13 protein-coding genes and 2 pseudogenes are annotated in these 13,181 nt (G+C 27.2%); 14 read left to right on the top strand and 1 reads right to left on the bottom strand.

Going from position 1 to position 13,181, the window contains the following annotated elements; genetic code table 11:
- The first annotated feature begins 108 nt into the window (after positions 1–108).
- The 14 genes and pseudogenes from QX51_RS16375 (at position 109) to QX51_RS21610 (ending at position 12,672) form a co-directional block, all read left to right on the top strand.
- A complete protein-coding gene (locus QX51_RS16375; protein ID WP_039680979.1) occupies positions 109–687 on the top strand; it encodes a histidine phosphatase family protein in 579 nt (192 codons plus the stop codon).
- Positions 688–1,002: 315 nt separating this feature from the next.
- Positions 1,003–1,416, top strand: a complete 414-nt coding sequence (locus QX51_RS16380) for a hypothetical protein (RefSeq protein WP_039680980.1) — start codon at positions 1,003–1,005, stop codon at positions 1,414–1,416.
- 78 nt (positions 1,417–1,494) lie between these two features.
- Positions 1,495–2,826 (top strand): tetratricopeptide repeat-containing diguanylate cyclase, encoded by a 1,332-nt coding sequence (locus QX51_RS19670; protein ID WP_052233121.1) that lies wholly within the window; start codon positions 1,495–1,497, stop codon positions 2,824–2,826.
- Positions 2,827–3,110: 284 nt separating this feature from the next.
- Entirely contained in the window at positions 3,111–4,565 is a 1,455-nt protein-coding gene (locus tag QX51_RS16390) for a tetratricopeptide repeat protein (RefSeq protein ID WP_039680981.1), read from the top strand.
- A gap of 116 nt (positions 4,566–4,681) precedes the next feature.
- Positions 4,682–5,158 (top strand): GGDEF domain-containing protein, encoded by a 477-nt coding sequence (locus QX51_RS16395; protein WP_139045015.1) that lies wholly within the window; start codon positions 4,682–4,684, stop codon positions 5,156–5,158.
- Positions 5,159–5,327: 169 nt separating this feature from the next.
- Complete coding sequence (locus QX51_RS16400; protein ID WP_039680982.1) at positions 5,328–5,930, top strand: hypothetical protein; 603 nt, start codon at positions 5,328–5,330, stop codon at positions 5,928–5,930.
- A 50-nt stretch (positions 5,931–5,980) separates the two neighbouring features.
- Positions 5,981–6,730, top strand: coding sequence for a histidine kinase dimerization/phospho-acceptor domain-containing protein (locus QX51_RS19675; RefSeq protein ID WP_052233123.1), 750 nt, complete (start codon positions 5,981–5,983; stop codon positions 6,728–6,730).
- Positions 6,731–6,895: 165 nt separating this feature from the next.
- Positions 6,896–7,309: a sensor histidine kinase gene (locus QX51_RS19680; RefSeq protein WP_052233124.1), complete on the top strand. Its 414-nt coding sequence runs from the start codon at positions 6,896–6,898 to the stop codon at positions 7,307–7,309.
- A gap of 205 nt (positions 7,310–7,514) precedes the next feature.
- Positions 7,515–8,444: an ABC transporter substrate-binding protein gene (locus QX51_RS16410; protein WP_039680983.1), complete on the top strand. Its 930-nt coding sequence runs from the start codon at positions 7,515–7,517 to the stop codon at positions 8,442–8,444.
- 208 nt (positions 8,445–8,652) lie between these two features.
- Positions 8,653–9,624 (top strand): annotated as a pseudogene (locus tag QX51_RS16415) (FecCD family ABC transporter permease).
- A 185-nt stretch (positions 9,625–9,809) separates the two neighbouring features.
- Positions 9,810–10,565, top strand: a pseudogene (locus QX51_RS16420) (FecCD family ABC transporter permease).
- 2 nt (positions 10,566–10,567) lie between these two features.
- The gene (locus QX51_RS16425; RefSeq protein WP_052233125.1) at positions 10,568–11,302 is read left to right on the top strand and encodes an ABC transporter ATP-binding protein; all 735 of its coding nucleotides are present in this window, start codon (positions 10,568–10,570) and stop codon (positions 11,300–11,302) included.
- Between the two features lie 8 nt (positions 11,303–11,310).
- Entirely contained in the window at positions 11,311–12,504 is a 1,194-nt protein-coding gene (locus tag QX51_RS16430; protein ID WP_330376098.1) for an MATE family efflux transporter, read from the top strand.
- Entirely contained in the window at positions 12,505–12,672 is a 168-nt protein-coding gene (locus QX51_RS21610; RefSeq protein ID WP_257560740.1) for a hypothetical protein, read from the top strand.
- Positions 12,673–12,915: 243 nt separating this feature from the next.
- Here QX51_RS21610 and QX51_RS16435 read toward each other — a convergent pair whose 3' ends face one another.
- The gene (locus QX51_RS16435; RefSeq protein ID WP_039680984.1) at positions 12,916–13,143 is read right to left on the bottom strand and encodes a hypothetical protein; all 228 of its coding nucleotides are present in this window, start codon (positions 13,141–13,143) and stop codon (positions 12,916–12,918) included.
- Positions 13,144–13,181: the final 38 nt, after the last annotated feature.

The following is a 13,181-nucleotide window of genomic DNA, read 5'->3' on the forward strand; positions in this document are numbered from 1 at the left end:
GAGATGGGAATATTAAAAATACACATAACACTAATATATACAGATGAGTATATTAATTTATATAAAGGAAAGAGAAAAATTATTTCTATTTAGTTAGAAGGATGAGATATGAATATTTATTTAGTTAGGCATGGAGAGTTATATTGGGAAGATAATATAAAAAAATGTATAGGAATAACAGATATTAATTTGAATGAAAAAGGCATTAAACAAGCTGAGTCAGTTGGTAGATTTTTAAAGGATAAAAATATTAGTAAAATATATACTAGTAATTTAAAAAGGTGTAAAAAATCTGCAGAAATTGTATCCACAATTTTAAATGTACCTTATTATATAGAAAATGAACTTGTGGAAATTAATATGGGGATGTGGGAGAATAAATCTTTTGAATATATTAAAGAAAAATATGCCAAAGAATATAAAAATAGAGGAAAAAATATATCAACGTTTAGAATTAAACATGGAGAAACATTCCAAGAATGCTATGAAAGGTCAAAATGTATACTTAAAAAACTAAGTAAAGCAAATTATAATGATAATATTGTTATAATTTGTCATAGCGGTATTATAAAATCCATGATGTGTTTTATTGCAAATATACCTATAGATGAAATAACAAATATAAGGTTAGATTATGGTCATGTAATACATATTAATTACAATGAAAAAGAATATAAAATAATGTAGAAAAAGCCTTGAAATTTAGAGAATAAGAATCTCTATTTTGAGGCTTTTTTATTGGAAAGAAAAAAGTTAAATATAATTTTAAAAATATGTAAAAAATCATTAACTTACAACTATATAAATGGAAAGATGTTACAATAAACATGATTGTATTAAAAATTCAAGAAATAATTTATAATTGGATAAAATGGTAATAAGTATAATCTTGAGCTTTAAAAAGATGTCCGGGAACACAATTTGATCCAGACATAGTAAATCTTATAGATAATATAAACGTAATGGTCTTAGCATAAAGTTTTGGCATTAATGAATAATTAAATGTGGGGGGAAAATGGAAAAGGAAAAAAGCTTATATTATTATTTTCAATAATAGTAATAATATTTGGAACGAGTATATATTTTATAGGTGATAGAAAAAAAACTTTAAAAGAGAATTCTACAGAGATAAGTGGAATGAAAGCATATTTTGAGCTAAGTAGAGAATATTTAAATGAATCACAGTTTACTAAGTCGGAAGAAGCATTTAAAGATTTAAAAGAATTAGGTATAAATGAGGGGAAAAAAGAAGATATTGTTAAATACTCATTGTTAAGAGCACATGATATTTCTTTTTATGCAGAGGGAAAGAACAAGGCAGTGGAAATACTAGAAGATGCTTTAGAATTAGCAAAGGAAATAAATTATGACAATATCGAAGATGTTTATTTTGAACTAGGACGAGCATATTGGTAAGAGGATAGATTAGTAGAAAGCATTAACACTAAACTTGAGGCTCTAAGCATTGCAAGAGGTAAAAATATTAAAAGTAAAATGGCCAATATATCTATAGATATAGGAGTAAATTATCTTTATTCTGGTAATTATGATGAAGCAGAAACTTATTTATCTCATGTTTTATCTTACAAATTAAAAGATGAAAGCAAATGGCCCATTATAAAAAGTTATGCCTTACTAAATCTTATTGAATGTTATATAAAATTAGAAGATTATGATAGTGCAAAAGAAAGTATTGAAATCTTAGACAATAATATAAAAAATATTGAGGATGGAATGAATAAAGAAGATTTCATTACTATTGCTTATATAAATAAGGCAGACTTACAGACAGAATTAGGGAATCCTTTAGAATCTATAAAGTTGCTTAATCTGGCTAACTCTAGATACAAAAAAAGAAATAACTTTAATTTTTATTATTTTGATGCAAGACTATGTGAAGAGTATGGAGATGCATATTACAAATTAAATAATTATGAAAAAGCATTAGAGAATCATAAAAAAGGTGAAAAGTTGGTAATAGAAAGAGATTTATCTTATCTAGAACAAATATATAATGAAAAGATTTATTTAGATTATAAAGGTATGGGAGATTATGACAATACCATATTATACCTAGAAAAGAATATAGAATTAAAAACTGAATTATCAAAGGATAAAAACAGACAGTACTCTCAATATTTGATAAATGAATTTGAAAGTGAAAAAAACTTAGAGAAAATATCTCTATTAGAAGAATCTAGAAATAAAATGTTATTGTTGTTTGCTGTTCTTAGTAGTGCAATAATTATCATTAGTATATTTCTTTATTTTATATATAACCAAAACAAAGAGATAAATAGATTGAATAAATTATTTAAAAAATTGAGTGTAACTGATGCAGTGACAAAGGTGCAGAATAGAAGAGCACTAGATGAATTTTTGGCAGGTAATTGGGATTTATATAAAAAAACTAAGATGCCAATATCTTTTATGATGATCGATTTAGATTTTTTTAAACTATATAATGATAATTATGGACACCTAAAAGGAGACAAAGTCCTTGAAATGGTGGCTATGGGAATCAAAAACTCATGTCGAAATGTAGACTTTGTAGCAAGGTATGGCGGAGAAGAGTTTATCGTAATAATGTTAAATACAGATAAAAATGATTCAATAAATTTAGCAGAAAGAATAAGAAAAAATATCTATGATATTAACATTACTCATGAATATTCTAAAATTAGCGATAGAATAACTCTTAGTATGGGTATCACTACAGCTTATATAGGAACCAATAAAAATTATGATGAGTACATACAAAAAGCAGATAAGGCTTTATATGAAGCAAAAGCTAAAGGAAAGAATACGTATGTATATTTACATTAATATGAACAACACAGAAGGAGGATGTAGCTTATGAACATTATCAAATTGTTATTTCAAAAAAACAACAACTATATATAGAAGAAATAGTTGGTGAAAGAATTTTTGAGACAACTAAAACACTCATTATAGATGAACTTGGATATGTAAAAAGTTTAGTTGGGGTGGAGATGAATTTGTTATACTCTTGCCAGGGGTATCAGATATAGAATCTACAAATATTATTGAAAGATCACATGTAAAAGTAATCTCAATTTAGGGCGATGAATAATAACTATGGGGGTAGAATGAAGAAATACACAAAACTTATTTTAGTAATTGGAATTTTTATAACTATAGTCTTGGGGATTATTTATTGTGTGGTTTATAATAAAAACATAAATGAAGTAAATAATGATAAAATGACTTATAGCAAAATAATTAAATATGTTTTAGATTATAATATTCGAGATTTTAGTGATGAAGAAAAAGATGAAATAAAAAGAAAAGTAAATAAAACAATAAATAAATGTAAAGATAAAAAAATTTTATCAGAATGTTATTATATTTTAGGTTTTTTAAATTCATTGGAAAAAAATAATAAAGAAGCTATAAGATTGTATAATAAAGCAATAGATAACATTAATAGTATAAAAAATATTAAGATTAAAACACAAGTATATTATGAATTAAGTAGAATGTATTTGTATGAAAATGAATACGAGAAATCAAGTGAATCTTTTGAAAAATTAAAAGAAATAGCTTTTAAATATAATAAAAAAGAAGAAGCAGTGAAGTATGGTGTAAAAAGAGGATATGATATTTATTGTATTCCGGATGGTAGTAATGAATCAGTGCAAATATTAACAGAAGCGTTGGAGTTAGCAAAAGAAATAAATTATGAAGAAATTGAAGAAGTATACTTTAATTTAGGAAGAACTTATTGGTCTGATGATAAGTTTATAGAAAGTATAGATGCTAAGTTAGAGGCATTAAATATAGTAGATTTTAAAAATTTAAAAGAAAAAATTGCAATTATATCTACTGATTTAGGCATAGATTATTTATACTCTGGAAACTATGAAGAAGCCTTAGTATATTTATCTAGAGTACTATCTTATAACCTAGAAGATGAATATGAAGATGCTAAAATTAAAAGCTACTCACTGATGAATATATGTGAAGCATATATTAAATTAGAAGAATTTGATAAAGCTAAGGATAGTTTTAAAGAACTAGAAGAAGAAATTTTAAAACAAAAAAATGGAGTTTATAAAGAAGATTGTATTACATATACGTATGGAAATAAGGCAGATTTACAAACTCAACTAGGCAATGTAAATGAAGCTATAAAATTACTTGATACATCAAAAAAAAGATATGAAAAATGTGATGAATTTAGTTTTTATGATTTTGATGTAAAACTACTAGAGGAATATGGAGATGCATATTACGAATTAGGAAATTATAGTTTAGCATTAAAATATCATAAAGAAGCAGAAGATATAGTCAAGACAAGGGGTTTAACATATTTAGAAGAAGACTATAATAAGATATACTTAGATTATAAAGGACTAGGAGATTATGAAAATACAATTAAATATTTGGAAAAAAATAATGAACTAAAGTCAAATTTATTTAATGATAAAGATAAAGAATATTCTCAATATATATATAATCAATTTGAAAATAAAAAGAATTTAGAGAAAATATCTGAATTAGAACAGATAGGTAAAAGGGACAAAATATTTTTACCATATTAGGAGTAGAATGTACAATAATTTCCTTTTTTAGTTTTAATATTTATAAAAGAAATAAGGAAATAAATAGATTTAATAAATTGTTTAAAAACTTAAGTGTAACAGATCCTTTGACAAATATGGCAAACAGAAGGGCATTAGATGAGTTTTTGGCGTGGAATTGGGTTTTATATAAAGAAACAAAAATGCCAATATCATTTATGATGATAGATATAGATTTTTTCAAACTATATAATGATAATTATGGTCACTTAAAGGGAGATGAAGTATTAATGTTAGTTGCATCATATATTAACGCTTCTTGTGAAAAAGGTGATTTTGTGGCAAGATATGGTGGTGAAGAATTTATAGTTATAATGTTAAACAAAGATAAAAAAGAAGCAATGAAAAATGCTAATAATATAATGCAAAATATATACCATTTAAATATTAAACACGAATTTTCTTCTGTTAGCGATAGGTTGACACTAAGCATGGGTATAACAACAGCTCATATAGGTACAACAAAAGAATATGAAGATTATATAAAAAAAGCAGATGAAGCTCTTTATGAAGCTAAACAATATGGAAGAAATAAATATATTTTTATTGAATAATAAAAAATCTTAGTTTGAAAAAATAACTAGGATTTTTAAACGCTCATATTTGTATAAATGCTATATTTATTAATGAAAATTTGATACTATATAATTTGTATAATATTATCAAAAATAGTGAAACAAAGATTTATATATAGATTATATAGTATGGAGGGGGATTAAATTTATGATTAACAATATCATAAGTGATAAAAATTTAATAGAAAAAGAAAAAAAAATATTTGAGATAATAATATTTTTTATATTATTAATTTCCTGTATTTACATTTTTAATATATTTTCAAAGATAGGAGCGGAAAAATCCTACTTAGAGTCGACTTTATTTTTTATAAGAAGTTTTAGCTCTATACTATCTTTATTAGCTTTTGGCAGTTGTTTAATTTCTTATAATAGATTAAAAAAAGATAGCATTTTTATTATTGCTTTAATGTATTTAGGATTATCTGTAGGAATAGCATTTGGACAGATAGATTTTCTTAGTTTTTATTATGAAGAATATACTTTATTTAGTTATATTACTGTATCTGCATCTATCTTTAGGATGATTTTATTAATAATAGCAATAATTCCTAAAAGTAAAATACAGACACTCATTGTAAAGAATAAGAAAATATCAATATTATTTGTAATTTTATACACTATAGTATTTGATGTGGTAGAAAAAAATATTAATTTTTTTCAATCTTTCCACAGTACAGACTTTTTTATAATATATAACTATTTTTTAATGGCAATTTATCTCATATCAGCTAAGGACTATTTATTTTAGGTATAAAAGAAAAAGAATATATATTTGTAGTATTGGCTTCTAGTATTTTTATGTTAGCTATTAAAGCAATTTATGCTGTACATGCAGTTAATACCACATCATTTTATGTAAAGTTAACATCAGTGTCTATTACATATACAATATTTTTAATAGTTATTGCAGGTTCTTTTATCGAGTTATATTTATATATAAATAGAACTAAAATACTAAATGACAATTTAAGTCTCTTTTATAATCTAGCAGATAATAATAAACATAGTTTTATGTGTATTTGTAATGAAGATGGAGATATACTATACGGGAATAAGAAGTTTATGGAATATTATGAAATATATTCACCAGAGGATGCGAAAAGATTAAAGTTATATTTTTCATTGTCAAGGAGTCGTATAGATAATAAGAATGAAATTATGGAAAGCTTAAATACTAAAGGAGTATGGAGAGGGATAATTAAAAATTTAGATGGAAATATGTCCATTGATTGCTCTCTTCAAGTTATAGAAACTTTAGGTGATAAAAAAGAGTATGCTGTAACTTATTTGGATATATCACAGGTAATAAATAAAGAATTAGAATTAGAGAAAATGAAGGTATATAATAAAGAAAAAACTGAATTTATGTCTAATATTTCTCATGAACTTAGGACACCAATTAATATTTTTTATTCCACTATACAGCTTTTAGATATTTCACTATTAAAATCAGAGAAAGACTTCAGAGAAGTATATGCAAAATATAAAAGAACTTTACATGTAAATTGTAAAAGAATGTTAAGACTAATTAATAATGTTGTTGATTAATCAAAAATTGAAACGGGAATATTAAAAGGTAAGTTCGATTATTATAATCTAATTTCTATAGTAGAAGATGTAACTTTATCTGTTGTAAATTATGCTCATTTAAAGTCAATAAATATACAGTTTGATACAAATGAAGAAGAGTTTATAACAAAGTGCGATCCATCTATGATGGAAAGAGTATTGCTAAATTTACTTTCAAATGCAATAAAATTTACTCCAGAAAATAAAAATATTTACGTAAATATATATGTTAATGATGATTTTGCAGAAATAAATATAAAAGATGAAGGAATAGGCATATCTAAAAGTGATAAAGCTGCTATATTTGAAAGATTTGTTCAAGCAGATAAGTCATTGACTAGAGAAAATGAAGGTAGTGGAATTGGTTTAAGTATAGTAAAATCAATAATTGACCTTCATGGTGGATACATTAGCGTTGAAAGTGAAGTTGGTGAAGGGAGTACTTTTAAAATAATACTTCCAAATAGATATGATGGATATATTAACTATAAAATATATGATATAAATAATTATAATACTGAATTGGAACTATCAGATATATATGAAATATTAGTATAATAAAATCCCCAAATAGGGGATTTTTTATATGTATGGAAACTATACTGTTCTTAAATCTATGAAAAACTCGTGAAACTAAGTAATAACAACGAATATAATGTTTTTTGAGAAAAATAAATGATATAATAAATTCACAATATGATAATGATTATTATTTGTAATGATTAATAAGAATTAATACGGAAGACGATAAGGAGAAATTGACGTGAAAAAGATTAAAGAATTATCAGTGTTAACATTAGCACTTACAACATTCGGATTAATAGGTTGTTCATCTAATGAAGTAGAGCAACAATATACAGATACAAGAGTAGTTGAGACAATAAAAGGAGAAGTAGAAATACCTGCTGATTCAAAAAGAATAGTAGATATATCAGGAAGTAGTGAAGAGTTATTATTACTAGGTCATACTTTAGTAGGGACAGCAAACGTAGATTCTTATGATACAGAAAATGTACCATCATATATGAAGGATTCATTAGGTAATACAAAAGTTGTTGGTCACTCAATGATGGAAACTATGGATATAGAAGCAATACTTGCAGCTGAACCAGATTTAATAATAATGGCGCCAAGACAAGAGGAAATATATGATGAGCTAAAAGAAATAGATCCAACAGTAATGCTAGAAGATAAGTCAAATGATTGGGAAGCTAAGTTAACAGATGTTGCTAAGTTATTTGGACAAGAATATGAAGTAAAAAATTGGTTAAATGCTTACTATGAAAAAGCTGAAAAATTAGGTAAGGAAATAAAAGAAGCTAATGGTGAAGATACTACTTACTTAACAGTTTTAGCTAGTTCAGGATCATTTATGGTATTTAGTGAAGGTGGAATAGGAACAGTTTTAAAAGAAGATATGAAATTACCACAACCAACTAATATGCCAAAGCAAGATAGTATAACTCTACCAACTGTTACTATGGAAGGTTTATCAGAAATAGATGCTGACCATATAATAGTAATAGGAACAGAAGCGGATAAGGCTGATTTAGAAGCTAGCTCAGTTTGGTCTCAAATTAGAGCAGTAAAAGAAGGAAATGTAACAATCTTAGATGCAAGTCCATACTTCTCTCAAGCTTACAATCCAATAGGAAGAGAATTAATATTAGAGTCTGTTAAGGACGCTGTTTAAAGTAGGTGGGGAGAAAATTTAATTTCCTCACCTACTTTAATTTGAGTCAAGATTGCATTATTAGTGCAATGAGCGAAGTAGAATTTTAAGCAATGGATTTGCCTGAAGCATAGCAAAGGCATATCATTGGCGTTATGAGCGAAGCGAATTTTATAAAGGAGGAGAAGTAATGGGCAAATATAAAAAGAAAAAAATAGCACTTTTAGTTATGATATCAGGACTTGTACTTCTAATAGGTGGAATAGCAGTATCTATATCTCTTGGTGCTAAAAATATAGATTTACAAACTATAATCAGTAGTATTTTTTCCGATGGAAATGATGTAAATATAAAAATAATTCGGGATGTGAGAATACCAAGGATTCTAGCGGCTGCATTGGTAGGAGGTTTTTTATCCGTATCGGGAGCAATAATGCAAGGTATAACTAGAAACCCAATAACTGAACCATCAGTAATGGGGATTACCCAAGGGGCTACATTTATGATAGCACTAGCTTTAGTTTTATGAAGAATTAATCCAAACTTAGTTCTTGGAAGCTTTTCGCGTATGATATTTGCTTTTTTAGGAGCGAGTATAAGTGGATTATTTGTTTACTTTATAAGTTCAAGAGGTATTAGAAAAGTAGATCCAGTAAAATTAGCGTTAGCTGGAACTGCCATGGGAACTTTATTAATTTCTTTAGCAATGGGGATTTCAATGTATTTTAATTTGTCGCAAGAATTAAGTTTTTGGATAGCTGGAGGATTAACATCTACTAAATGGCAAGGAGTTAATCTACTTTTAATAATAGGTGGAATAGGTTTAGTAGCAGCTATGATAATGGCACCTAAAATAACAATTTTAAGTTTAGGTGAAGAAGTTGCTATAGGTTTAGGGCAAAGAACAAACTTAGTAAGATTTATTTCCTTAATAATAGTAATAGCACTTACTGTAGTATCAGTTTCAGTAGCTGGAAATATAGTATTTGTAGGACTTATAGTACCTCAAATAGTCAGAGGAGTCATAGGAGCAGATTACAAATATATAATACCATTATCCATGGTATTTGGTTCTGTTTTATTAGTATATAGTGATATTATGGCTAGAATGATTAACCAGCCTTATGAGACACCAATGGGATCTTTAACAGCACTATTTGGAGTTCCAATATTTATTTATCTTGTCAGAAAGGAAGGTTAATAAGTTATGAAGAATAAGAAATTTTTATTAGTTACAGGAATATTAATCACTTTAATATTAATAACTTTCCTAGTTAGTTTAAATATGGGTTCTTTATTAATATAGCCTTTAGATGTGATAAAAACTTTTATAGGGAAGGGTCTAAGGCCCATGAGATTGCTATTTTCAAATTAAGATTACCTAGAATTGTGATAGCTATATTAGTTGGAACGGCATTAGCTACAGCAGGAACAATTTTACAAGGTATTACTAAAAATGATTTAGCGGACTCAGGTATACTGGGAATAAACTCAGGTTCAGCGCTTTTTGTAGTAATCTATATTTACTTTATGAATGGAAATGTATATGACGGTGTATGTAATTTAACTATTTTCACAATGCCTATAGTAGCCTTAACTGGAGCCTTATTTGCAGCATTTTTAGTTTATATATTGGCCTGGAATAAGGGTATTAATCCATCTAGATTATTATTAATAGGTATAGGAGTTAGTATAGCTTTTACTTCATTACTCACAATTTTCCAACTTAAATTTACAACGTAAGAATTTAACAGAGTCATGGCCTGGACTTCTGGAAGTATATGGGGTTCTAATTAGAAGTATGTAATAGCAATTTTACCATTTATATTTATGGCTCTTACAGTTTATAAGTCTAGATATTTAGATGCTTTAAACTTAGGTGATGAAGTTGCTACAGGACTTGGTATAGAAGTAGAGAAAGAAAGACGAAAATTAATAATATATGCAGTTGTGTTATCAGGGGTAGCAACTTCTGTAGCAGGAAGTATAGGATTTTTAGGACTTGTTGCTTCTCATATAGCAAGAAAATTAGTAGGACCTAAACACAATAAATTAATTCCTACTGCAGCTTTTATAGGTACTCTAATTTTATTAGTTGGGGATACCATAAGTAGAAATATAATAGCACCTATGGAAATTTAGATATAGTAAAGGACTTAAACTTAGAAATACCAAATGGCAAAATAACAACAATTATAGGTGTCAATGGTTGTGGTAAGTCTAGTATTTTAAAAACTATTGCAAGAATACTAACACCTAAAAGTGGTGATATATTTATAAATGAAAAAAATATAAAGGAACAAGGTTCGAAGGATTTAGCTAAAACTATGGCTGTATTGCCTCAAAGTCCACAAGCACCAAAGGGACTTACAGTTGAAGAACTAATAGCTTACGGGAGATTTCCACATCAGAAAGGCTTTAGAAAATTTAAAGAAGATGACGAAGACATAGTAACTTGGGCGTTAGAAGTTACAGGAATAAAAGAGTTTAGAGATAGACCAATAGAAGCTTTATCTGGAGGCCAAAGGCAAAGAGCTTGGATAGCTATGGCTCTAGCTCAACAGACAGATATATTAGTGTTAGATGAGCCAATAACTTATTTAGATTTAGCTCATCAGCTGGAAGTATTAAATTTATTACAAGAATTGAATGAAAAACATAAGACAACAATTGTCATGGTTATACATGAATTAAATAATGCAGCAAGATTTGCACATCATATGATAGGAATCAAAAAAGGAAAGATAGCTTGTGAGGGAAGTGAGCATGAAGTTATGACTAAGGAAAACCTTAAAGAACTATTCAACATAGATGCGGAGATAGTGGAAGATCCTAGATGTAAAAAACCTGTATGTATAACTTATGATATGCTAGAATAGGAGATTAAATGGAAAATCAAGAAGCATTAAGAAATGGAAGTATAAGTAAACTATTGGTAAGATACTCAGTATCTGCAATACTTGCTATGATGGTTACTTCATTATACAACACTGTAGATAGAGCATTTATAGGATCTATGAAAAATGTAGGAGCTTTAGCTATATCAGGGCTTGGAATTACAATGCCACTGTTCACCATATTGGGAGCATTTTGTGTTGCCATAGCAGTAGGTGGAATTACTAATGTATCTATTAAATTAGGAGAAGGAAATAAAGAAGAAGCAGAAAAAGTAATGGGTAGTACTGTTGCTTTAGAATTGGTTGTGGGAATTATCATGGTTTTAGTAGGAATATTTTTCTTGGATAAAATACTTTATGCTTTTGGTGCAAGTGATCAGACCATAAAATATGCAAGAGATTATATGAGTATAATATTTGCTGGAGCATGGTTTAATTTACCTGGATTTGCACTTAATAGCTGTATAAGAAAAGAAGGTAATCCAAAGCTGGCTGCAAGAATGATGATAACTTCATGTATTCTTAATTTAATATTAGATCCAATATTTATTTTTGGATTTGATATGAGAATAAAAGGAGCTACTTTAGGTACGGTGATTTGTCAATTATTTATATTTATTTGGTCAACATATTATTTTACCTTAGGGAAATCAAACTTAAAATTAAAACTTAAAAATATAAGACTAAATAATAAATTAATAAAATTAATATTAGCCATAGCAATGACACCATTTTTTATGGAGATAGCAGCAGGTTCTATACATTTAGTTACAAATAAGATATTAAAAATTTATGGTGGAGATTTATCCATAGGCGCAATGACAACAGTTACATCAATATCATTAATGTTTTTAATGCCTATATTTGGTCTAAGCCAAGGTATGCAAACAATTATTGCTTATAATTATGGAGCAAAGCAACGAAAGAGAGCTAGACAAACTTTGTTTCTGGGAATTTTATATGGAACAATAATTTTAACCATAGGATTTATTCTAATTAAGTTATTCCCAGAAGTTTTTGTAGGTATATTTACTAAGGATGAAACTTTAATGGTGATGGCTTTTGAGGGGATAAGCATAAATTTAATAACTCTACTTATTGTAGGAGTGTCAGCACTTGGATCAGTTTATTTCCAATCAGTAGGAGAAGCTAAGAAGTCAATATTCTTAAGTTTATTAAGATAAGTGATTATTTTAATACCAGTAATAATTATAATTCCGAAGGTTTATGGATTAAAAGGTGGATGGACATCTCAGCCAATAGCAGATTTCCTTGCCATGTTTATAGTTGGGTTATTTTTATATAAAGAATTTAAAAAAGATAAAATGAATTCAGAAGAATTATATGCATAGAAAAAGACAAAGTTAATAATTTTAACTTTGTCTTTTATATTGAAGGAACTTATAATTTATCTGGTTTGTGGGGAAATTATAAATTCCAACATTGTGACTTGAGCAACGGGCGAAGCCGTTGGCGACATAAAGTGTAGCGCCCACGCAGTGGCTTAAAATGTTTCGCCGACACGTCGCTCAAGCGAAGCGAATTTTTATGTACTAATAAATTATATTAAGGTTATGTAAAATTAAATACTTTAATTATATAATATTAAACGTATATCTTACTTTTCTTGGCAAATCTAATATATATTCTACTGAGCCATCAGGAAAAGTATTCTTTTCATATTTTGGTATATTTCCACCAATCCATTCTGAAATAGTTTTTTCAATATTGTCAGTTTTCACTTCGCAGAAAAAATTATCATCAAAAACATATATGCCAGCACAAGGATTATAGATTTCTCTAGAAACTTCGTATTCTATCAAAAATTTACCCCCCTTTATTAATAATAGAAATTTTTATA

The sequence above is a fragment of the Terrisporobacter othiniensis genome (assembly GCF_000808015.1).
Lineage (GTDB): Bacteria > Bacillota > Clostridia > Peptostreptococcales > Peptostreptococcaceae > Terrisporobacter > Terrisporobacter muris.

Bases quoted from the DNA above. Each gene is read 5' to 3' on its own strand.
- QX51_RS16375 (WP_039680979.1), top strand. From the start codon at position 109: ATGAATATTTATTTAGTTAGGCATGGAGAGTTATATTGGGAAGATAAT.
- QX51_RS16380 (WP_039680980.1), top strand. From the start codon at position 1,003: ATGTGGGGGGAAAATGGAAAAGGAAAAAAGCTTATATTATTATTTTCA.
- QX51_RS19670 (WP_052233121.1), top strand. From the start codon at position 1,495: ATGGCCAATATATCTATAGATATAGGAGTAAATTATCTTTATTCTGGT.
- QX51_RS16390 (WP_039680981.1), top strand. From the start codon at position 3,111: ATGAAGAAATACACAAAACTTATTTTAGTAATTGGAATTTTTATAACT.
- QX51_RS16395 (WP_139045015.1), top strand. From the start codon at position 4,682: ATGGCAAACAGAAGGGCATTAGATGAGTTTTTGGCGTGGAATTGGGTT.
- QX51_RS16400 (WP_039680982.1), top strand. From the start codon at position 5,328: ATGATTAACAATATCATAAGTGATAAAAATTTAATAGAAAAAGAAAAA.
- QX51_RS19675 (WP_052233123.1), top strand. From the start codon at position 5,981: ATGTTAGCTATTAAAGCAATTTATGCTGTACATGCAGTTAATACCACA.
- QX51_RS19680 (WP_052233124.1), top strand. From the start codon at position 6,896: ATGATGGAAAGAGTATTGCTAAATTTACTTTCAAATGCAATAAAATTT.
- QX51_RS16430 (WP_330376098.1), top strand. From the start codon at position 11,311: ATGGAAAATCAAGAAGCATTAAGAAATGGAAGTATAAGTAAACTATTG.